The sequence below is a fragment of the Candidatus Electrothrix sp. genome (assembly GCF_052785085.1).
This window is the reverse complement of record NZ_JALAAI010000062.1, coordinates 1-22,366: the sequence shown is the minus strand read 5'-3', so window position 1 is coordinate 22,366 and position 22,366 is coordinate 1. Positions and strand designations below refer to the sequence as shown.

17 protein-coding genes and 1 pseudogene are annotated in these 22,366 nt (G+C 51.0%); 9 read left to right on the top strand and 9 right to left on the bottom strand.

What is annotated here, in order from left to right; translation table 11 throughout:
• Positions 1 to 276: 276 nt before the first annotated feature.
• Both L2082_RS11145 and L2082_RS11140 read right to left on the bottom strand, forming a co-directional pair.
• Positions 277 to 4,020, bottom strand: a complete 3,744-nt coding sequence (locus L2082_RS11145) for a hydantoinase B/oxoprolinase family protein (protein WP_446011751.1) — start codon at positions 4,018 to 4,020, stop codon at positions 277 to 279.
• 644 nt (positions 4,021 to 4,664) lie between these two features.
• Positions 4,665 to 5,276, bottom strand: coding sequence for a CAP domain-containing protein (locus tag L2082_RS11140; protein WP_446010921.1), 612 nt, complete (start codon positions 5,274 to 5,276; stop codon positions 4,665 to 4,667).
• A 328-nt stretch (positions 5,277 to 5,604) separates the two neighbouring features.
• On the opposite strand from L2082_RS11140, the gene L2082_RS11135 reads away from it, so the two are divergent.
• The 8 genes from L2082_RS11135 to L2082_RS11100 all read left to right on the top strand — a co-directional run bounded on the left by L2082_RS11135 (position 5,605) and on the right by L2082_RS11100 (position 14,237).
• A complete protein-coding gene (locus tag L2082_RS11135; protein WP_446011750.1) occupies positions 5,605 to 6,186 on the top strand; it encodes an NfeD family protein in 582 nt (193 codons plus the stop codon).
• Positions 6,187 to 6,281: 95 nt separating this feature from the next.
• A complete protein-coding gene (locus L2082_RS11130) occupies positions 6,282 to 7,229 on the top strand; it encodes an SPFH domain-containing protein (RefSeq protein ID WP_446010919.1) in 948 nt (315 codons plus the stop codon).
• A gap of 434 nt (positions 7,230 to 7,663) precedes the next feature.
• Entirely contained in the window at positions 7,664 to 8,269 is a 606-nt protein-coding gene (locus L2082_RS11125) for an MORN repeat-containing protein (protein ID WP_446010918.1), read from the top strand.
• 259 nt (positions 8,270 to 8,528) lie between these two features.
• Positions 8,529 to 10,241: an NAD(P)H-hydrate dehydratase gene (locus L2082_RS11120; protein ID WP_446009156.1), complete on the top strand. Its 1,713-nt coding sequence runs from the start codon at positions 8,529 to 8,531 to the stop codon at positions 10,239 to 10,241.
• Entirely contained in the window at positions 10,241 to 10,696 is a 456-nt protein-coding gene (locus L2082_RS11115; protein WP_446009155.1) for a CBS domain-containing protein, read from the top strand. The genes L2082_RS11120 and L2082_RS11115 overlap by 1 nt, the downstream gene beginning before the upstream one ends.
• Before the next feature lie 11 nt (positions 10,697 to 10,707).
• Positions 10,708 to 11,415 (top strand): ABC transporter ATP-binding protein, encoded by a 708-nt coding sequence (locus tag L2082_RS11110; protein ID WP_446009154.1) that lies wholly within the window; start codon positions 10,708 to 10,710, stop codon positions 11,413 to 11,415.
• A 57-nt stretch (positions 11,416 to 11,472) separates the two neighbouring features.
• Positions 11,473 to 12,474: a Gfo/Idh/MocA family oxidoreductase gene (locus tag L2082_RS11105; protein ID WP_446009153.1), complete on the top strand. Its 1,002-nt coding sequence runs from the start codon at positions 11,473 to 11,475 to the stop codon at positions 12,472 to 12,474.
• Positions 12,475 to 12,506: 32 nt separating this feature from the next.
• Positions 12,507 to 14,237 (top strand): AMP-binding protein, encoded by a 1,731-nt coding sequence (locus L2082_RS11100; protein WP_446009152.1) that lies wholly within the window; start codon positions 12,507 to 12,509, stop codon positions 14,235 to 14,237.
• Between the two features lie 412 nt (positions 14,238 to 14,649).
• Here the strand turns inward: L2082_RS11100 and L2082_RS11095 are convergent, their stop codons facing one another.
• The 3 genes from L2082_RS11095 to L2082_RS11085 all read right to left on the bottom strand — a co-directional run bounded on the left by L2082_RS11095 (position 14,650) and on the right by L2082_RS11085 (position 17,367).
• Entirely contained in the window at positions 14,650 to 16,683 is a 2,034-nt protein-coding gene (locus L2082_RS11095; RefSeq protein WP_446009151.1) for a DNA topoisomerase IV subunit A, read from the bottom strand.
• Between the two features lie 81 nt (positions 16,684 to 16,764).
• Positions 16,765 to 17,046: a DUF4351 domain-containing protein gene (locus L2082_RS11090; protein ID WP_446009150.1), complete on the bottom strand. Its 282-nt coding sequence runs from the start codon at positions 17,044 to 17,046 to the stop codon at positions 16,765 to 16,767.
• A 78-nt stretch (positions 17,047 to 17,124) separates the two neighbouring features.
• On the bottom strand, positions 17,125 to 17,367 hold the full coding sequence (locus tag L2082_RS11085; RefSeq protein WP_446009149.1) for a hypothetical protein: 243 nt from the start codon (positions 17,365 to 17,367) through the stop codon (positions 17,125 to 17,127).
• Between the two features lie 144 nt (positions 17,368 to 17,511).
• On the opposite strand from L2082_RS11085, the gene L2082_RS11080 reads away from it, so the two are divergent.
• Positions 17,512 to 17,967 (top strand): DUF6174 domain-containing protein, encoded by a 456-nt coding sequence (locus L2082_RS11080; protein WP_446009148.1) that lies wholly within the window; start codon positions 17,512 to 17,514, stop codon positions 17,965 to 17,967.
• Between the two features lie 66 nt (positions 17,968 to 18,033).
• On the opposite strand, the gene L2082_RS11075 is transcribed toward L2082_RS11080, so the two are convergent.
• The 4 genes and pseudogenes from L2082_RS11075 to L2082_RS11060 all read right to left on the bottom strand — a co-directional run.
• The gene (locus L2082_RS11075) at positions 18,034 to 19,110 is read right to left on the bottom strand and encodes a DNA-binding domain-containing protein (protein WP_446009147.1); all 1,077 of its coding nucleotides are present in this window, start codon (positions 19,108 to 19,110) and stop codon (positions 18,034 to 18,036) included.
• Positions 19,111 to 19,678: 568 nt separating this feature from the next.
• Positions 19,679 to 21,853, bottom strand: a complete 2,175-nt coding sequence (gene pbpC, locus L2082_RS11070; protein ID WP_446009146.1) for a penicillin-binding protein 1C — start codon at positions 21,851 to 21,853, stop codon at positions 19,679 to 19,681.
• Positions 21,817 to 22,110: a hypothetical protein gene (locus L2082_RS11065; RefSeq protein ID WP_446011749.1), complete on the bottom strand. Its 294-nt coding sequence runs from the start codon at positions 22,108 to 22,110 to the stop codon at positions 21,817 to 21,819. The genes pbpC and L2082_RS11065 overlap by 37 nt, the downstream gene beginning before the upstream one ends.
• Before the next feature lie 34 nt (positions 22,111 to 22,144).
• Positions 22,145 to 22,366 (bottom strand): annotated as a pseudogene (locus L2082_RS11060) (IS66 family transposase); the annotation flags it as partial.

Here is a 22,366-nt window from a genome sequence, read left to right as displayed (position 1 = left end):
CCTTGGTTACCAATGACAAATCGTTTTTTATTACATTAATACCAGAAAAATCTCAAATGTCCATTTTTTTCTGGTGTAAAATTAAAAGATTAACCAGCTAGCAGAAAAAGGCTGTCAGGGGCCTGTGTTTCAAACTCACCTTTTCCGATACGGCTCAGGAGATAGAAGGATGCGCCTGTGTCGTTTCTGAGAGCGGAAACAAATACGTTGGTATCAATGACTATCTGAACTGGTTTCATAGTGGCACCATATACGATATGTTATGTGATGTCAAATTCAAAGAGTTCCCCACCCACCCCCGCCGGGCGTACAAATCCTGAGCCGCTCCCCAACCTCAGCCTGAATCGTATTCTTCCCGCCGAGATTTAGCTTTCTACCGTTGTTGCGGATAAAGATATTCTCCCCACGCTTGCCATCTTCACCACCGTTCAAGCCATAAGGCGCAAAGACCCTGCGTTCCGAGAGGATGGAGACCTGCAAGGGTTCCAGGAATTCCAGTTCCCTGATTAACCCATCGCCTCCCTGATATTTCCCGTTTCCCCCGGAACCCCGACGCAGGGCGAACTCCCTGACCAGCACCGGATAGCGGCGTTCCAGTATTTCCGGGTCTGTAATGCGGGTATTGGTCATGTGAGTATGGACCCCGGATTGACCGTGCCAGCTTGGTCCGGCTCCGGCTCCGCCGCCGATGGTCTCGTAATAGCCAAAGCCTTCATTGCCGAAGCAGAGGTTATTCATGCAGCCCTGAGAGGCCGCTGCCACGCCGAAGGCCCGAAGCACCACATCCACCACCCGCTGAGAGGTGAGCACATTGCCGCCCACCACTCCTGCTTCAGGCGAGGGATCAAGCAGAGAGCCGGGTGGAATGATCAGGCGGACCGGAATCATACAGCCGTGGTTGAGCGGGATATCCTTTTCCACCAGACAGCGTAGGCTGTAGAGCAGGGCGGAGCGGGTCACGGCCTTTGGTGCATTCAGATTGCCCCAAAGCTCCGGCCCGGTGCCGCTGAAGTCAAAGGTTGCAGAGCCATCCCTGCGGTCGATGGTCAGGCGGAGGCTAATTGGGCTGCCGTCATCCAGATAATCCACCGCCTCTACGGTATCCTGTTCAGCCATGCCCCGGTTCAGGGAAAGTTCGCAGAGTGCCTTGCGTACTGCGGCCTCAGCAGCATCCTGAACATGGCCCATATAGGCATGTACCGCCTCCAGGCCGTAGTCCTCCACCATGCCGAGAATCAGGTCAATGCCCTTCTGATTAGCAGCCACCTGCGCCCGGAGGTCAGAGATATTATCAGCCAGCCTGCGGGTGCCGCTGCATCCCGGACCAGTGCTTTTGAGCAGCAGGGCAGCAATGCCCTCTTCCTGAAAGACCCCACCCTGCACCAAACGGAACGACTCTATAGCAGCCCCTTCTTCGCTGAGGAGGCGGGAGTGCGGCGGCATGGAGCCGGGGGAGATGCCCCCTATATCGGCATGATGTCCTCTGCTGGCGACCCAGAAGATGATCTTTTCCGTATCCTGGGCAAAGACCGGGGTGATGACCGTGATGTCCGGCAGATGACTGCCCCCGGCTGCCGGGTGGTTGCTCACCAGTACATCACCGGGGTGCAGGCTTGGGCAACGCCGGATCTGCTCCTGCACGGCCTCGCTCATGGCCCCGAGATGCACCGGGACATGAGGGGCATTGGCCACCAGTTGTCCTGTGGTGTCAAACAAGGCACAGGAGAAATCCAGCCGTTCCCGGATATTGGTGGACACGGCGGTCTTTTGCAGCATCCGACCCATCTGCTCGGCAATGGACATAAAAAGATTGGCAAAGACCGACAGTCGCACCGGATCAAGGGCCGTGCTGATGACTTCCTGCTGCCTGCGGCCCACCTCAATCTTCACATCCCCGTAGCTGCTGATACGGGCAATGCAATCCGGCTCCACCACAATGGTGGCGGTATCCTGGATCAGGATGGCAGGGCCGGGAATTGCATGCCCGGCCAGCAGGGTCTCCATTCTATACAGAGGCGTGTCCCGCTCTCCCTCTGTAAACCATACCCGCACCCGAGCCTGCTCCACAGGCGGGGCCTCTGCCTTTGGGACAGGCTGCTTCTCCACCCTGCCTGCCTGACCCACGGAACGCACCCTGCAATCATCAATCAGCACCGCACGATCTTGGAGAGTGAAACCGAATTCCCGTTGATAGGCGGCTTGGAAGGCTGCGCCGTAATCACTGTCTTGCGGTTCTTCAATCATCAGGGCCGTGTCCGTATCTGCATAGCGGAGATTGAGGAAGCAGCGACTGTTGATCCGCTCTCGGGGAATACCCTGAGCCAGCAGCTCCTGCTCGGTGTCGGCTCGGAGGCGGGCAAGCTCGTTCCGCATGATCTCCAAGGTCTTTGGCCCTAATTCGGCGGCAGCGGCCTGACGACGATCCACAGCAGTATCGGCCATGCCCATACCGCAGGCCGAGAGGATGCCGGAAAAACGATGGACTACCACTTTACGAATCCCCAGGATGCGGGCCACGGAACAGGCATGTTGGGCCCCGGCTCCCCCGAACACGGCCAGGACATGCTCGCGGATATCGAATCCCCGCATCACCGAGATCTCCCGGATAGGCCGAACCATGACCTCATCCGCCACCCGGAGAAAGCCCAGAGCCACCTCCTCCACTGTCAAGGGGGCATGACCCTGTTCGCTGTACGAGGCATTGATTGTTGCGGTCAGCTCGGCAAAGGCATTGCAGGCCGCTTCCTTATCCAGGGGCTGATCCTCGTCAGGGCCGAAGATATGAGGGAAGTAATCTTGTTGCAGGCGACCGAGAACCAGATTGGCATCGGTCACGGTCAGAGAGCCGTTCTTGCGGTAGCAGACAGGGCCGGGATGGGCACCTGCGGACTCCGGCCCCACCCGGAACATCCCGTTGTCAAAGAAGAGACGCGAGCCTCCGCCTGCCGCCACGGTGCGAATATCAAGCTGCGGAGCATGGATACGGACCCCGGCTGTGCAGTTGGCAAAGGTCAGCTCAGGTTCTCCGGCAAAACGGGACACATCCGTGGACGTGCCGCCCATATCAAAGCCGATCACCGGCTCCCTGCTGCTCGGATTCCAGACACCCCGGCCATAGCCTATCACCCCGCCCGCAGGCCCGGAGAGCACGGCCCGTGACCCGGTAAAGTTGTCAGCCTGGGCCAGACCGCCGTCGGACTGCATAAACAGGAGCTTGTTATCCGCTAATCCGCCTGCAAAGCCGGAGCGAAAGCTGTCCAGATAGGCGCGGATATGGGGGGTGAGATAAGCATCCACCAGGGTGGTGTCGCCGCGCAGAACCAGCCTGACTGCGGGCATGACCTGAGAGGAGAGGGAGATCTGACTGAAGCCCAGTTGCCGGGCCAGTTCACCGACCTGCTCCTCGTGCTCCGGGCAACCGTAGGCATGGGCAAAGACTATCGCCACTGAGCTGATACCCTGATCCAGGATGGCCTGCAAGCGGGGTTGCAGGGCCTCAATATCCGGGGCGGCCAGCGCGGCAAAACGCTCGCCCGTGCTGCCGATGATAAGGCGACGGCCCAGGGTCTGCTGGCGGGCTGCTTCCTGATCATCCTTGATAAGCAGGAGGCGTTCCTCCACCTCAAGAACCTCCTCATACAAGAGGTCAGGCTTGACGATCCTGAGGTCAAAGAGGTCAGGCCGATCCTGGTAACCGATCTGAAGAATATCGCCGAAGCCCTTGGTGGTGAGCAGGGCGGTGCGGGCACCCTTGCGCTCCAGCAGGGCATTGGTGGCAACCGTGGTGCCCATGCGAATCCACTCAATGCCGGAGCTGTCCAGCAGGCCGTCTTGCAGGGGAATACCGAACTCGGCCAGAATGCGACGGATGCCCTCGCGGGGAGCATCCGGGTAATTGGCCGGGTCTTCAGAGAGCAGCTTGATGGTGCGGAAGCCGGGTTCACCCGGTACCTCGGCGTAGACATCGGTAAAGGTGCCGCCCCGGTCTATGGAGAAGCGGAATTGGCCTGTTGCTGGCATGGGGGCTTGTTGGTTGAGTCTGGGGTATGCGTTGCCTGTTTCGGGCCGCTATTCTAGCATGTCGGGACGGGGGATGCAATGTCGGGGTAGGGGATGGTGTTTCCCGAAGCCAATATCGGCGGCACTGCCGTCTTTCGCAGGAGCATGCCTGTATCTTCCTGAAGAGCATACCGAGCATGCCTGCATCCTCCCAAAGAGCATGCCTGCATCCTCCTGAAGAGCATACCTGCATCCTCCCAAAGAGCATGCCTGCATGTACTATCTGTCCCTGCAGGCATGGAGTTTTCCCCGGTGCCGGGTCGGAGCCGCTTTTATACGGACGACACTGTTTTTATTGCAGGAAGGGGTGATGGCGGTTTATAGTCCTGCTATGACTTTTTTTCAAACGGGACAAAACACAGAACATGATACTGGAGAAAGTGTCCAGTGTTGCCTCTTGAGGAGTTTTTGGCATCAGAGTAAGTTGCTTTGATTTCAGGCTTTCCTTAATAATCAATCCGCCTGGAGGCTATGGAAAAGACCAAGGCTTTTTATAGATATCTTCAGCAGGTGGCTGCTGCAATGAGATGAAGGAAAAAGGGAAGAGGCGTTTGTGGCGTTGTTAACAAGACTGGCCCGCAAGGGGTCAGCCTTGTTGTCTCGGATCAGTAGGGCCGTTTTCCTCTAAGGTTTCCTGGCTCTTTGTACTGACAAACCCATATCTGAGCATTGTTTTTACAGAGCGCCATAGCGCAACCCACCTCTGTTGTGTCCTTCCAAATAACCTGAGTGTAATGACCGCATTCTCCTCCGTGACAAGAATTTGATCGGTAGTCGTACCATTTCTTTTCTTCTCCCCAGGTGTTCACCACATCTTTTGAGGAAATCTGTTGAGATACGTTTGTTTTTCCCCCTGAAGGATCTGTTTGGGTGAGTGGGCCAGCATAAAAGATGTTTTCGCCATAGGGTTCGCCATGACTATGCTTCATGATGCAGCGTCCTGCCAGGGTTTTTGCCCATGATTTTGATCTCTTTGCCAGGATATCAGACCATTTCAAGCCGGGAACACCGACCTTTGCCCGCCATTTATTATGGGCTGTAATGACGGCGGATGGATTAAGAGAACGAGTAGCTGTGCCAGATGAGGTAATGGCTGTGTTCTTTCTCTTGCCTGTAACGCTTGTGGTACCTGTTGCTCCGCTACATCCGTTTACTCCCAGCACGGCAAGCAGTCCCATACTTCCCCAAAAAAAATAACCATGACGAACAGTTTTCATAATGCGATCCTCTCTGGTTTTTCGTGAACGTTTATCGGGTAGCATGACCCGACATGGCTGTCCATTGCTTTCTGTTGATTGAAGCTGTGTTCAACGGAAATTCAAGGTGCAAATTTTTCATATCCGGTATCACGATACTAGAATTATCATGCCTGAGCAATAGGATGATAAGCTTATTTTTTCAGAGAGATAGATCCTTTTTGAGGGTGAAAATGTTGGAGAGAGAAAAAGCCTACTCCCCGTGTAAAATTCCTATGGTTGTTTCTCTTAAACAGGTGGTCAAGGTGCTTTAATGATGAACCGAATACCCAGAAAAATAATTTCACTTTTGCGTTCTGGAACCATTATCTCTCCATGTCCCCTATCTTTTGTTTGCTTTTATTTTGAAAACATTATAAAGTTTTTAGGTAAAAAAAGAGAAAAATCAATCCTTATTATAGAGGACGTGGCTATGGAACTTGTTTCTCCTATTCTTGTCTGGTTTCTTTTAGGAATCGTCTTTTTTGTCATTGAACTTATAGTTCCTGCTTTTATTCTTTTCTTTCTCGGGATTGGAGCGTGGGTTACAACCGCTATGTTGGCTGTAGCTGATATTCCGTTAACTGTTCAAATGATCGTTTTTTTAGTAAGCTCTCTGATTTCTCTGGTTATACTCAGAAGATTGCTTCGTGCGATTTTCTTCGGGAATTCAAGTGAGGAAGACGGTTCAACAATTGTCCACTCTTCCCCGTCAACTGGTGTTGTAATAGAGGCTATTATTCCCCCTAGTTTGGGGCGGGTCAAATACGGCGGTTCTTTCTGGAAGGCAACAGCAGAGGTGCCGATTCCTGTGGATGCCGTTGTTCAGATTATGGAACGCAAAAATCTTGTTGTTCAGGTTTGTCCTTTGCTTACTGAAGAAACTGTATAGATTGATTATCTTTCCGGATGAGCTGGCTTTATTGTCTGGCGCAGAAAAAACCGGAACAAAGCATACAAAAAAACTTGGTGAAAGGGAGTTAGAACATGGATTTATTATTTGGTGTCGGTGTCCTGGTTGTTTTTGTTATTGTTGTCCTTGTTAAAACAGCCATTGTTGTTCCACAGCGCCATGAATATGTTGTGGAACGTCTGGGGAAATATCGTACCACTTTGGAGGCAGGGTTTCATATCCTGGTACCCTTTCTTGATAAGATCGCCTACAGGCGAAATTTGAAAGAACAGCCTGTCGATATCGGAAGCCAAACCTGTATTACAGCAGATAACGTTACGTTAGAAGTAGACGGTGTTATGTATATTCAGGTCATCAATTCCCGTCAGTCTGCCTACGGTATTGAAGATTATCATTTTGCCGCTTCCCAATTAGCCCAGACCTCACTGCGTTCTGCTATTGGTAAAATCAGCCTGGATAACACGTTTGAGGCCCGTGAAGCTTTAAATCAGCAGGTGGTGGATGCTATTGATGACGCAGCGCAGAACTGGGGTATTAAGGTGTTGCGTTATGAGATTAAGGATATTCAACCGCCCCGCACTGTTCTTGATGCTATGGAGAAACAGATGCAGGCCGAACGAGCGAAGCGGGCTGAGATTGCTCGCTCTGAGGGTGACCAGCAATCCATGATTAATCGGGCCGATGGTGAACGGCAAGAGGCTATAGCTAAATCTGAGGGTGAGAAGATTAAGCGGATTAATGAGGCTGAAGGTCGGGCCCAGGAAATCCTCAAGGTTGCCGAGGCTACCGCTGCTGGTATTCGTAAGGTCGGTGAGGCTCTATCTGCACCCGGAGGGAATGAGGCAGCCAATCTTGAGGTGGCAAAGAAATATCTTGATGAGTTTGGTAAACTGGCTAAAGAGAATAACACGATGATTGTACCCGGCAACCTTACTGATGTGTCCAGCATGGTTGCCACAGCTATGGCTACCATGGAACAAACAGGCAAGCAAAAGCCTGTCCGGTTTCGCCAGGCAGACTAAAGGCTGTTTTCGTCTTTTTCGTCCAGTTGATGTAGTTGATGGGCTGCACTGACATATGTTGTGTTTTTTTTACTCGGTGAACAGATGAAATGTTAAAAAAATAGTACTTCGTGTAAAAAAAGATTGTACCTCCTTTTTGTGTCATGATATAAAGAAGTGTATCGTCAAGGTAATCTCTCTTTTGCAGTTTTTCTTGAGAGCGTTCCCCCTGGCCTGTGGCCGGGGCCAAACCTCCAGGTAACAGTGACGTACACGTCATGTTACTGAGAAGGTGTCTGTATACTTTTTTCATATTATTTGTCATGCTACGATGTACTTTCTTTAAAAAACTGCTGTTTGTTTTTTTCGGATTCTCTAGTGTCTTTCTTGTAACAGGTGGATTATGTGCAGAAAAAGGAAGGTGTATAACAACCTGTACTGATGGACAAGGGGTGATGGTGTACCCAAATGGATGCACCTATACCGGAGAATGGAAAAACGGTCAACGGCACGGCAAAGGAATCCTTTTGTATGTTGATGGTGCCAAGTATGAGGGAGATTTTGCTCATGATCAGATGCACGGTAAAGGGGTGATGGTGTATTCTGATGGAAGCACGTATACCGGGGAATGGAAAGATGGTCAACGACACGGCTCAGGAGTCTTGGTGTATGCGAGTGGGAAAAAGTATGAGGGGGACTTTGCTCATGATCAGCAGCATGGAAAAGGGACTGTCACTTTTTTAGATGGTCGAACAATAGAAAGTGAATGGAGAGATGGCGAACAAGTATCAGCACGTTATCCCAACGGCGACATTTTTACCGGAACCTGGAGGAACGGGAAATTTAGCGGAGAGGCAACAGTTACCCTACCTAATGGAGACCGTTATTCTGGTGGGTTTAAGGACAATAAATATGATGGGTACGGGGTGATGATGTATGCTGATGGGAGTAAGTACGAGGGTGAGTTTAAAGAAGGAAAGTTTAACGGCAAAGGAGCAATTTCTCTGCCAAACGGCAGGGTGATTGAAAGTAACTGGGAACAAGGTCACCCGGTGCATTGAGGTTGTTTGACAGTTTTGTGCTTCTCATATTTTTTGCCGGGAGACGTTTGTTGTCTTCCGGCTTTTCTTGTTTTTGCAGGCTATCAAGCTCTCTCACTGACATCATAAGAAAATCGTTCTTTGCTTTGCTGTTCACAGGAAAAAGGTTTATAATGCCTGCTGTTTTGTTGGAAAGAAGGAATAATTTTTTTATCTCATTGATTTTTTATGGAGGTATGAAAAAGTATATGCTGGATCATCTTTTAATAAACTTTTTGTTATGAAAATAGCAACCTCGAACCAGATGCAGGCCCTGGATAAGACCTCTATTGAAGAAATTGGCATTCCCGGTATTGTCCTGATGGAAAATGCAGGTAGAGGAACTCTGGATGCCATGGAGCTGGAATACGGGCCAGTTCAGGGGCGCACAGTATGCATTTTTATCGGGCCAGGTAATAACGGAGGTGATGGCCTTGTTATTGCCCGTCATGTTGCCCAGCGGGGAGGTCGTCCTTTTCTTGTTTTTTTAATCAATCCGGAAAAGCTTTCCGGTGATGCGGCGATTAATGCAGGAATCTGCAACAAACTTGGCTTTATCCAATATATTATTCACCACGAGGATGAGGTCAGGCAGTTGAAGCAGTTGATCCGCCAGCTCCACTTTAGAAATCCTGTCCATAGCTTGGTTGATGCCCTGTTTGGGACCGGGTTGTCCCGGAATATTGAAGGTTATTTTTCCGATCTTATAAAATTTATCAATAGCTTGTCGACAACCGGAAAATGGCCTGTGGTGGCGGTGGATATACCTTCAGGTCTTTGCGCTGATACAGGTACCCTTTTGGGCTGTGCTGTGCAGGCAGATTTGACTGTGACCTATGGCCTTGCCAAACCTGGACATTTTCATCATGGGGGGGGGCTTGCAGGCAAGCTGACAGTACTTGATATCTCCATTCCTCATCGGGTGATCAAACAGGCTGAGCTGCGAGGCCAGGTCCTTGGTTGTTGTGGAATAGCCCAAATGCTTCAGGACCGTGGAGCAGCAGCTCATAAAGGAACCTACGGGCATCTGCTCACCTTGGCTGGTTCTGAAGGGAAAACCGGTGCAGCCATTCTGACAGGTAAAGCAGCTTTACGCAGCGGCTGTGGCTTGGTGACCTTGGCTGTTCCTGCTGAGTTGAATCCGATTTTTGAAGTAAGTCTACCAGAGGCCATGACTGTTCCTCTGCCACATTCCCAAAAAGCTTTTTCCTTTGATGATTACGACGTGATCTGTGAAGAGCTTGTCAATCGGGACGCCTTAGTGATCGGACCAGGTTTGGGAACCGATCCTGAGACAGGTTCGTTGGTTCGCCGTTTGTATCAGGAGCTGAAGCTGCCCATGATTATTGATGCAGATGCCCTGAACCTCTTGGCCGCAGAGCCAGAGGCCTTAAGCAAGAGCGCAGGGGTTCGTATTCTTACCCCACATCCAGGTGAGCTGTCTCGTTTGATTGGCAAATCAATCCTTGCAGTGCAAAAAGATCGCCTAGGTGCAGCTGCTCAACTGGCAGCAGGGCTGATGCAGGATGAGCATGAAGTTATTGTGATCCTCAAAGGGGCTGGAACTGTTATCCATTCCTGCACAGGAGATTGGGCAATCAATACCAGTGGTAATAACGGCATGGCAACCGGTGGGATGGGCGATGTATTGGCTGGGTTGATTGGAGGACTGCTCGTTCAGGGTTATACGCCTTGGCAGGCAGCTGTGATAGGGGTATATCAGCATGGTTTGGCTGCTGATATCCTGGCAGAAAAAAGCTCCCACGGGTTCACAGCCTCTGAGGTTGCAGAGGCCTTGCCTGAGGCATTTATGCGGATACGGGACTCTGATTGCAGCGTTTGTCCTGCTTGTAATGAGCCCTGTTATGTTTGCTCGTGCAGTGAAAGTTTGGACTGTCTGCATGAAGTGGATAATTCAGAAAACGATACCAAGAAAGGGAAACAGAAAGTATAATGTTAAGCGCACAAGACCTGATGACAGAGAACGTCATTGCTGTTACCAAAGATACTGAAGTCCGTGAATTGGCTAAGATCCTGACAGAAAATAAGATCAGCGGGGTTCCGGTGCTTGATGAGGATGGCAGGCTTGCCGGGGTGGTGACGGAAAGCGATCTTATCTTTCAGAACAAGAAAGTCCATATTCCCACTGCTGTTGCTATACTGGATGCCTTTTTCTTTTTGGAAAGCCCGGAGAAAATGGAACAGGAGATGAAAAAGATGGCTGGTGTCACAGTGGGGGATATCTATGCCAAAGAGGTTATCTCTGTGCAAAAGGAAACGCCTCTGGATGAGCTTGCTACCCTGATGGCGGAAAAAAATATCCATACCTTGCCTGTACTTGATAAAGAAAAGCTGGTCGGGGTGATCGGTAAACGGGATATTATCCGTATCATTGCTGAAGGAAAATAATATTCGCAAATATGCTTGAACTGCGGAACATCAATACATCGTACGGTAATATTCAGGTCCTCCATGATATCAGCCTCCATGTGGAACAAGGGGAGATCATCACCCTGATTGGGGCAAATGGTGCTGGTAAGTCCACCATTCTGATGTCTATCTGCGGCATTGTTCCTCCTCAGAGCGGTCAGATTTATTTTAATGGCACAGCCATCACAGAGAAGGCTCCAGATAAAATCGTGGCCCTTGGACTGAGCCAGGTTCCTGAAGGGCGTCATATTTTTCCTGACCTGACAGTGGCGGAGAATCTGGACATGGGAGCCTTTCTTCGCAAGGATACTCGCCAGATGCAGCAGGATTTGGATCATGTCTACTCCCTTTTTCCTATTTTGGCAGAGCGGCGTCATCAGCCAGGTGGTAATCTTTCCGGTGGGGAGCAGCAGATGCTGGCGATTTCCCGAGCCCTGATGGCCCGGCCCCGGCTGCTGTTGCTGGATGAGCCCTCAATGGGGTTGGCTCCCTTGGTGATCAAGCAGATTTTTGCAATTATTCAAAAGATCAATCAGGAAGAGAACACCACGATTTTTTTGGTGGAGCAGAATGCTAATTTGGCTTTAAAAACAGCTGATCGTGGCTATGTACTTGAAAATGGAAGAATCACCATGCATGACCGGGCAGAAACCCTTCTGGGCAACACAGATATTCAGAAGGCCTACCTTGGAATTTAACAGTGTAAGGAAACAGAACAGGCAAGAATATCTTTTTCATCTGATCCCTGAGAAAAAATGAGTAAGAAAAAATTACGTGTCGGAGTCATTGGGGTTGGTTATCTTGGCCGTTTTCATGCCCTGAAATATGCAGCGCAGCATGATGTTCAATTGGTTGGCGTTGCTGATATTGATCCGGGACAGGCCCGGCTTGTTGCTGAAGAATGCTCCACCAAGGCATTTACAGACTATCTGCCCCTTCTTGAACAGGTGGATGCTGTGTCTATTGTTGTGCCCACTGTGCATCATCACACTATTGCCAGTGTCTGTTTAGAGCATGGAGTGGATATTCTGCTGGAAAAACCCATGACAACCACTCTGCAGGAGGCAGATGAACTGATTGCCTTGGCAGAGCAAAAACAACTCTTGCTTCAGGTGGGGCATCTGGAGCGCTTTAATCCGGCTGTGTTGGCCATGCAGCCCCTGTTGAATAATCCCCTCTTTATTGAAGCCCATCGCCTCTCAACCTTTAAGAATCGGGGCACAGATGTAGATGTGATTCTTGACCTGATGATTCATGATATTGATATCATTCTGTCCATTATCAATTCCCCGATTCAGGATATCCATACTGTGGGCGCGCCAGTGATTACCCGGCTCACAGATATTGCCAATGCTCGGATTGTGTTTAAGAACGGTTGTACTGCCAATATCACGGTAAGCCGGATTTCCATGGAAAATATCCGGCGGATGCGTATTTTTCAGCCAGGCAAGTATTTATCGGTTGATTTCAGTAAAAAAGAAGTTATGGCTATCCAGCTGAAACAAGGTACTCAGAGTGGTGTTCCACTTCCTGATGTGTCCCGGCATGGTTTTAGTGAGCAGGATGTGTTGGAAATGGAGATCAGGGAATTTGTGGCTAATAGTCACCACCGCCGTAAACCCACTGTTTCAGGCCGTGAAGGTCGCCGGGCACTTGCTGTGGCCTTGTCTGTTATCAGTCAAATCCAGGAAAACCAGGAGAAATTTGGTCATTTGATGGGGGATACAGGGAATTTTGGTTTTGTGGATCATCCCTGAATAAATTATTAGAGTACCCAGACTTGTTTATCATGTCTTTTACTCAGACCAGTAATACATCGCAACTTCCAGAACAGGCAGAGAATCTCAATGCCTTGATTGATTCCAGCTGTGCCAGTTATGCCCGGTATAATGCCCTGGGTATGGCCTTGGAAACCCCAATCAGTTATCAGGAACTTCGTGACCGTATTTGTGTCCTTGCGGCCCGATTACAGAAAGAGAATGTGGGCTTTGGTGACCGGATCGCTCTGCTTGCGGAAAATTCCCATAATTGGGGAATAGCTTATTTTGCCGCTGTCCGGCTCGGTGCAGTCTGCGTGCCGATTCTGCCTGATTTGCCCAAGGATGATGTTCAGAATATTTTGTCGGAAATGGCATGCAGGGTTGTCTTTACCAGTAAACGACAGCTCGACAAGGTGGTTAAGGACGTTGATGCGGGGCATGAGGTTAATCTGCTGATTACCCTTGACGATTATCAGGAGCCTGGTAAGGCAGGGCGGAACAAGGTACAGCCCTTTACGGACTTTTTGTCCGAGGCCAAGGCGGAGTTTATCAATGCCCTGAAAAGCAGCTCCCTGCAATTTCCCGAGGTAGCAGGCGATCATCCCGCTTCCATTCTTTACACCTCTGGTACCTCGGGTTTTTCCAAAGCTGTGGTTCTTACTCATGCTAATCTCTGCTCCAATGCCGCTGCTGCTGCCGGAGCAATAGCGATTGAACCTGGAACTGTTTTTCTCTCGGTTCTGCCAGTTGCTCACACCTATAAATTTACAGTCGGTCTGCTCATGCCCTTGCTTAAGGGAGCCTGTGTGCTGTATACGAACAAACCCCCGACGCCTGCTGTGTTGAAAAAACTCTGCGCTCATGAACGGCCCCATGTCATGCTGATTGTGCCGTTGATTATAGAAAAGATATATACGAAACAGGTGGCTCCCGCAGTGCTGAAAAGCAGGCTGCTCACCTTTCTGTGCCGGTTTCCCTTTGGTCGCAAACGAATCTATCGTAAGATCGGCAACAAGCTGGCAGATTTTTTCGGTGGACGCCTGAAGATGCTGGCTATTGGCGGAGCTGCACTCAACCCGGATGTTGAAGATTTTCTCCGGGACTCTGGCCTGCCTTTTTTGGTGGGATATGGAATGACTGAAGCCTCACCGCTTATCTCTGGCGGGCCAGCAGGAGACAGGAGTATCCGACCCGGTTCCGCAGGAAAGCCGATTGCCGGGGTGGAGGTGCGTATTGATCATCCTGATCCCAAAACAGGTATTGGCGAGATCCTTGCACGGGGCCCCAATGTCATGCAGGGCTACTGGAATAACCCGGAAGAGACTGTCAAGACCATTGATGAGCAAGGCTGGTTGCACACTGGTGATCTGGGCTGTCTTGACGAACAGGGCAACCTTCATATCAAAGGGCGGTCAAAATCGGTTATTGTGCTGGCTAACGGGGAAAATGTTTACCCAGAGGCTATTGAGCATAAACTGGACGGCTCGCCCCTGACAGCAGGTTCTTTGGTTGTTGCAAGAAACGGTGTGCTGCAAGCATTGATCCATCCTGATTATGATCTTGTTGACAAGCATATGCAGGGTAAAAGTAAAGAGGAGCGGCAGGCATTCATCACTGCGGAGCTGGAACGCATTCGCCAACTGGTTAACATGCAGACCGGGTCTATGTCCTACATCACCAGGATTGTTGAACAGCAGGAACCTTTTGTCAAAACGGCCACGCATAAGATTAAGCGGTATCTTTATACAGAAGGGAGTTGAGCTGCATCCTAACCTGTTTTTTTGTCTTTTTGGATTCAGGGCGGGATGACAAGTGAAGGCAATTAACGGAGATCGGAAGTCCTGCTGTGAAACTCGGCCAACCGATTCTATTAATTGCCTTCACTTGTATTAAATGATACTATTTGGTTTTGGTCAAGGTTTTTTTGCGGAAATACAAGCGGTTAGTTTGTGCGCAGATGCTTATTTGCGGTGCGTAAAAAAGGGGCACAGGTAATATTTTGTATTACTTGGTAATGCATGTGCATCAGATGAAGGAATGAGATGTGATGTGTAATTAGTACTCGTTTTTAATAAGTAATCAAACCCGAATAAGATGTATTCAAAGCGATGTCGAATAACTTCAGGGAAACGAAGTGATAGTAATATTCAGATTAAATGGAACCTGATCTGGTTATTTTTCTAAGCCTGGCAAGGTAGCAGCCACTGGTCCGGTTTTTTTCGGTTTACCGGTCACATCAGTCACCTGACGAACTACCCGACTACTGATCCGTTTTCCCTTGGCTGCAACCCCCTTGATCAGGTAATCATCCATCTCAATTTCTAGCGAGTTATAACGGGCCCGGGAAGAGGGCACCAGGCTGATTCTGGCCCGGATATCTTTTTCGCCGGTACGGAGCAGTTGGATCATTGATCGTTTATGCGCGTCAAAGAGGCGGTATTCCCGATTGAGGATAAACTTGGGTGTTTTAAAGCGTTTCACATAGCTCAGGTTAACTGCCCCTGCCCGGTAAATCAAATTAAAGACCAGGCTGTTATCCACCACGCCCATCCAGACCACCTCGCTGCCAATAAAGAGTTTGTCCGGCACATTGATCACCTTGTACAGCCCATCTTTAAAAATCAGCAAGATGCGATCAAACTCAGAGCAGGCAAATTCGATATCCTTTTTCGGATGTTCTGCTTTGACCTTATGCCCCATAAAACCAGAGTCCCGATGATAGCTGACCTGGATATTGGACAGGGCCGCTGCCCGTGCATTGACCTCATCAAAGGATTTTAATTCACTCCGGCGTGGGAAGGCTTCCCCATATGTATCCAGTATGCCCTGAAGGTAGTTCTTGGTAAAGAGGACCATGTCCTTCAGGTGTTTATCAATGGCCGTAATGCCTTTTTCCAGGGTTCGGATTTCTTTTGCCTGCTTATTGATATCATAGCGGGAAATACGTTTTATACGGATCTCCAGCAGCCGTTCAATATCTTCCTTGACCACCTTACGAATCAGTTCGTCAGCAAAAGGCAGGAGAGCCTCACGCACAGTGCTGGTCACCCCCTTGTACGAGGTCTGCTCCTCAATCTGTTTATAGAGCCGCTCTTCAATAAAGATCTGCTCCAGCTTACGGGCATGGAGTTTATCCAGCAAACGGCCTTTTTCAATGTTAAGTTCTGTTTCCAGGTCCCGTTGCAGTTTGTCCGTATTATGGCGGAGCACCTCTTCCACAGTGGCAATACAGGGCAGGTTTTCCCTAATCACCACCAGGTTGGGCGAGACACTGAGTTCGCAGTCGGTAAAGGCGTACAGGGCGTCAATGGTCTCCTCAGCATAGACCCCACGCGGCAGCTTGATTTCCACCTCCACCTTTTCTGCGGTGTAATCATTGATTGAGGAAATTTTGAGCTTGCCTGCCTTGGCAGCCTTTTCCACCGAGTCCATGAGAGATTGGGTGGTCAGGCTGTAGGGCAGTTCGGTGATGGTGATGGTCTTTTCATCGGTGATTTCGATCCTGGCCCGACAGCGCAGGCGACCGTTGCCGTGATCATAGTCTGAAACATCGACAATCCCGCCTTTGGGGAAATCCGGGTACAGGGTGAATTCATCGCCTTCAAGATACGTAATCTGGCACTGGAGCAGTTCCCGGAAATTATGGGGCATGATCTTGGTGGCCATGCCCACTGCAATACCTTCTGCACCCAGGAGCAGGAGCATGGGCAGCTTGGAGGGCAGGGTGACGGGTTCCTGCATTCGTCCATCATAGGAATCGATAAACTCTGTGATATCCTTGTTAAACAGGGTCTCACGGGCCATTGGGGTCAGGCGGCACTCAATGTATCGGGCCGCAGAGGCCTGGTCACCGGTATAGATATTGCCGAAGTTGCCCTGTCGGTCGATGAGATAGTTTTTATTGGCCAGATTGACCAGGGCCGCAAAGATGGATTGATCCCCGTGCGGGTGGAGTTTCATGGTCTCACCCACCACATTGGCTACCTTATGAAAGCGGCCATCGTCCATATTATGGAGGGTCTGGAGGATCCGCCGCTGGACCGGTTTCAGGCCGTCGTCAATGTCGGGTATGGCCCGTTCCCGGATCACATAGGAGGTGTAGTCGAGGAAGTTATCGTCAAAGAGCTTGTGGAGCTTGCCCTGGCGTTGCTCTTGCAGCTCATCTGGGGGTGTTTCTTCAGCAGTCTCTTTTGGTGTACTGGTCATGTAGTCCTCGGAGTAAGCGATTTAAGGAAGGAGTTCATCACAAGTTTGCTTTTACGATCCCTTTGATTTTCTTGAGTGGTGCTATCTTTTTTCAAAGATCTCGCTCATGGTTGTAGCTGTTAAGACCCGTTCCGCATACTCCTGAAGAGAATCAGTATCTGCCGATTGAACGATCAGATGGTATTTTTCCGATACCTTTCCGAACTTATGTTCTAAGAGTCGGAGTAATAATGTACTTTCTCCCTCTTTAACTCCTTCTTGTCTCCCTTCCTTTCTCCCTTTCTTTATTCCTTCCTGAAGTCCTTCCTGTACTCCTTGTTGTTTCCATTCTTTTGTCCATTCCACAACTCGTTCAGCCAACATAGCTTTCACCTCCTGTAAATCGTTTACTTCTGGTATTTCCGTTTCCGGCAGACGTGCTGGCAGGATAACCCTTTTAATTCATACTGTAAAAGCTCTTCTCAGGCTTGTCTGTTTTGGATCACTTAACCACTCTGTCAGGGTGATCAACACCTGCTGAATATCTTCATGAGTCCTGCTGTTTTCCAGTCGGAACAGGGCTGCGCTCAGATTAACAAGCGGTTCCAGTTCGCTTTCAGTATAACTGCCTTCGTCAAGGAGCAGGTCTTCTACCATCCGTGCGTGGGAGAAAAGTATTTTATAGCTGTTGTCGTGGGCTGCCATTTGCTACGAATCTCTTTTGTCCAAGGGTCAGGGAGGTCTGTTGCGTGGTTGTTCAACGAGCTGTTGTATATTACTCACCCTTCTGTTACAATTGCAAATTGTTTTTTCAATTCATCAAAGGAGCACATCAAAGGAGTGTAACACATGAAGGTTATTCAATTCGTTCTACTGGCTGTTGTTGTCTCGCTGTTTGGCTGTATGTATCCTGTCACACCAGGCACCACAGGTAATCCTGATCAGGATGCTCTGAACAAGAACCTTGCCCTGTGGGAAAAAGCACATCTTTCAACGTACACATATACCTATAAGAGAATGTGTTTTTGTCCCTCTGAGGAAGATATCCTGGTGCAGGTGCAGTACGGCAATGTCGTTGCTGCCTCGTACTCTCCCAGTAATAATCCTGTGATGCCGGAACGGCTGGATGATCTTATGACGGTTGAGGAACTGTTCCAGGTCATTCAGAAGGCTATTAACGATGACGTGGCTCAACTTGAGGTGACCTATAATGCACAATTAGGCTATCCAGAGCGTGTTTATATTGATGTGAACGAGCGGATTATGGATGAGGAAGTTACCCATATTGTCAGTAACCTGCATTGAAAGTCAGTCTATGTAGGGGCACGGCGTGCCGTGCCCTTACAGGTTGCAGGCTCCCCCCTACGCCTACTACGCCGTGTTCACATCCAGCACATCCACCAGCCTGCCGCCGTAGCTGTTACGGATCAGCTCCTTGAGTGCGGCATAGTCATTGACCCGTACCGTCAGGCTGCTGATTGCCGAGCCACTGAAGCCCTGCAAGGTCTGTTCGCCGTCAGCACTGACTGTTACTGCCGTGCCTGTCTGCCCCTCCTCGTGCATATCCAGGAGGCTGAAGAGGAGCACGTCCTGACGCATGTCCAGCACAGCCTGAATGCGCAGGGTCTCGTCAGCGCTCACGCTGCCGCCGATGGCACTGACCAGCGGACTCGTCTCCGTGCTGGTCAGGATACCCACTTCCGGCGGGTTGGGGTGGCCGAATGCGCTCAGGGCGAGGGGTGTGCGCAGCAGCCTTTTGTAGATGCCGGTGCGCGGGGTGCCGTGCTCGGTGTAATGGGTGGTGACGGAAAGGCGGTACTCGTTGTTCCAGGGATTGTCCTGACTGGGTACGTCCGGCATGAGTACGATCTCGCTGTTGGTGACCGTGCCGACCCGGCTCTGGACTGCACTGCCGCTGCGGCTACCTTCAATCAGGCAGTATGAGTCAGGGTCGTTGCGGTCGAACAAGAGATTATTGCCTGCGATGCGGAGCATTCCGTCGGAGCGCAGCACGTTGCGAAGCCCCAGTACCGTGTCTTTGGCGGATGTGATGACCGGCAGTTTTTCTTTCATGGGCAGCCGCTCGGTCTGTGCTTCCTGGCGCAGGTGTTCGAGAAAGGGAGCAGAGATGCGGGTGTTGAGGTGCAGGCATTCGTCCAGAGGCGGCAGTGGGTCGTCCGGGTTGTCCAGTCTGCCGGTGAAGGAGGGAAACCAGCTCAGACTGCCCTCTTTGGTGACCTGCTCACCGTTGAGCAGCCGCTCCATGACGACCTCGTCCTCAGCACTCAGGATGGTCATGATGTCGGCTTTGCTGAAGTTGGGATGGCGCAGGGCGATGTCGGCGGCAATATCCTCAAGCCCGGCAGAGCCTCGGGACACGAAGCGGATGCTGTAGGAATCAGGTGTGGTCAGGGCGTTGGGTGTCGGTCTCCATTGAATTGTGGACATAGCTCTCCTCCTAAGCGGTTGAGTTGATACTACCTTGTAAGTACACTAAAAAAGAATCATAAACAGGTGGAATGCACTTGTCAAGCATATCCGGCTGCTGCCCCGGATTTATTCTGCCGGTCCTGTTCCTGTGCCCATGAACAGTCCGTTGGTGTAGGCACCAATACCTGGTTGGTGTACACACCAATGCTCCGTTGGTGCAGACACTAATGCCTCGTTGGTGCATACACCAACTGATTGTTGCTGTTACCCCGCGATAAATTACAGGGCTATTATCAATTGTCCTTCCGGGACAGAAGATGTGTGCCCGGCGCGTTGCACCGGGCTGATCGAACTCGCTCATGTCGGCGGCTTCATTCTGGCGTGCCTTGTTCCGGCGCAGCTTCTCTCTCAGGAATTCGATGAAGTCAAGCACACTCTGCGCCTGCGCTTCAGGGAGATCCCTGCTCTGCTGTGCTGGTAAATGCGTTCTGCGATCGTCATAATGCCTCCTGTATGTTGTTCAGGTCATGCGCTATCATAACACAATCCCCTGTCCTTCCTCCACAAGAAACATCCTGTTGCCTTCTCACAGACGCGACTCTCCTTCAGCCGCCAACCAGACCGAAACCGTATCCCGTTTGCCCCGGCTGTCCACCAGGGTGATCCGGGTTAAGCCCGGACCTTCCGGGCTATACGAGGTAATCGCCTCATGGTGTTCCCGTCCCAAAGGCCGTCCATTGACCAGCCAGTGAAAGGGCGGGGTGCCGCCGTGGGATTTAAGGGCAAGGAGCGGTTCTTTCTCCAGCTGCATGGTGCTGCCATCCACAGGGAAAAAGATCCTTGGTGTATTGATTCCCTGGCCTGATCCAGCGGTACGGGAAAACCATTGGAGATGCACAGGCAGCTGGTTATGGCGAACCAGCAAGACTTCAGCAGGAAGCCGGTTGTTTTTCTCCTTGCTTTTCTCATGTAAGCCTATCCTTTGTAACTCCTGGTTGGTGCTGAGCGCCGCAAAGACCCGAAGCAAGACCGGCACAGCTGAATTCGCCCCTGTGGTCTCCTTACCATAGCCCCAATCCGGGCGACCAATCCAGATTCCCACCGTATAGTCAGGCGTGTAACCCAGTGCCCAGGCATCCCGGTAGCCGTACGATGTCCCGGTTTTATAACGAATCCTCGTGCCCTGAAGATCTTTGGCTACCAGCCCGGAACGAGGCGGTCGGGTGCGAAGAATATCATCCACATACCAGGCAGCAGCCCTGGAGAGCATCTTTTGTCTGGAAGGAGCAGGGCCATTGGGGCTATACGAAAGAGGGCTGTACCTGCCTTTATCTGCAAGAGCAGCATAGAGGCCAGTTAATTCAATAAGACTTGTTGCAGTGCCACCCAAGGCCAGAGAAAGACCGGGTGGTTTATCGGGATCAACAGCAAGCCCCAGTTGGGCAAAGCGGGACAAGAGGCGTTGGGGACCCACCCGCTCCAATACCTGAACCGCAGGCAGGTTGAGCGAACGGTGGAGGGCCTCCCGAACAGCGACCCAGCCTCGATAACGTCCATCAAAATTGCCTGGGCCGTAGCTGCCAAAGCGGGTCGGACGATCCAGGATTCGGGTTTCCGGGTGGAGAAAGCCCTGCTCAAAGGCCAGTCCGTAGATAAAGGGCTTCAGAGCTGAACCTGGCGAACGCTGTGCCCTGGTCAGATCCATCCCATTAGTCCAGAAATCTCCCGACCCAACATGGGCCAGTACTCTGCGGCCCTGATTTTCCACCACCAGAAGAGCCAAGGTCTTTTTCCCATCAGCCCCGAGTTTATCCTGGACCTGGGCCGCAATGGTCTCCAGTTGCTCTTGAAGGGCTTTGAGCAAGGAAGTCTTGATGTCTTGCTGATCAACAAAACGAGCAGCAAGGCGTTGGCTGAGATGGGGAGCCAGGAAAGGGGTTGGACTCCGTTTATGGGGGATTGGCTGCTCTTTCCCGAGCTGTACCTGCTCTGCGGTCAATAATCCTTCTTCATGTAATCGATGGAGGAAGCGGTCTCGAGCTACTACCGCCTGCTCATGGTGGCGATCCGGTCGTCGTCGTTCCGGGGACTGGGGCAGACTGATCAGCAGGGCTGCCTGGGATGGAGTGATACGGGCTGCATCTTTCTGAAAATAAAAGCGACAGGCTGCTTCAATGCCTTCAATATTACCGCCATAGGGAGTCAGGGTGAGGTAGGTCTCCAGGATTTCTTGTTTGCTCAGCTGCTGTTCCAGGCGCAGGGCCTGGAGCATTTCAATGATTTTATGCCAAAGGGTACGGGGATGGGGACGGAGCAGGCGTACCGTCTGCATGGTGATGGTGGAGGCCCCGGACACCACCCGGCCCTGGGTGATGAATTGGAACAAGGCGCGACTCATGGCCAGCGGGTCGACGCCGTGATGGGACCAGAAGCGTTTATCTTCACAGGCCAGCAGGAGACGAATGAATTCTGGGTCAACAGCTGTGTTGCCGTTTCTGCTCTCCAGCTGGGCAGGCAGGCGCCAATAGCCGTCTTTGGTGGTAAAAAGGCGGAGCAGCTCACCGTTGCGGTCAACTATCTTGGTGGAGCAGGGAGGCGGGAAGGATGCTGGCAAAGGGGAGGGCAGGGTAAAGAAGAGGAGCAGGAGGGTGCATCCTGCTATAATACCCAATGCGGAAAGGGCGATGAGGAGCTTTTTCTTCCGATGCAGCACTGCCTTCTCTTCTACCTGCGATGCTTCTGCTTCATCACGGACTTGCAATGCTTGGCAAACTGCTTATCCTTTTTCCGTTTATCATGATAGGACATCTCATGAAAGGCAGACTCTCTGGTCATTTTCAGGTAATTCTCATAGCGATCAGCAGGCAAGGTCCCCTGTTCAACAGCAGCTGCAACTGCGCATCCTTTCTCCCCGCTATGGGAGCAATCGCTGAAACGGCATTGTTCGGCCAAGGCAGTTATTTCGGCAAAGGTCTCATCAACCCCTTTTGCTGCTGAGAAATTGCCCAATTCCCGCATCCCCGGTGTAACCGTTCAGATCCCTCTCATTTTTTTACGCAGCAAGAGGCAGAGGAGGCACATCCAGCCCCTGGCGCCGAGCCGTGATAACCTCAGCGAGATATTTCCACGGACAGGCGTTGCGCTTCTTACACGTATCAATCACGCTCGCAAGTATGGCGAACACATGACTGCCTTGGCCATTACGGGTACCGTGGCTTAATTTGCGCGCAATAACCCAATGACGTAGTGCTTGCTCCGCCTCATTATTGGTCAG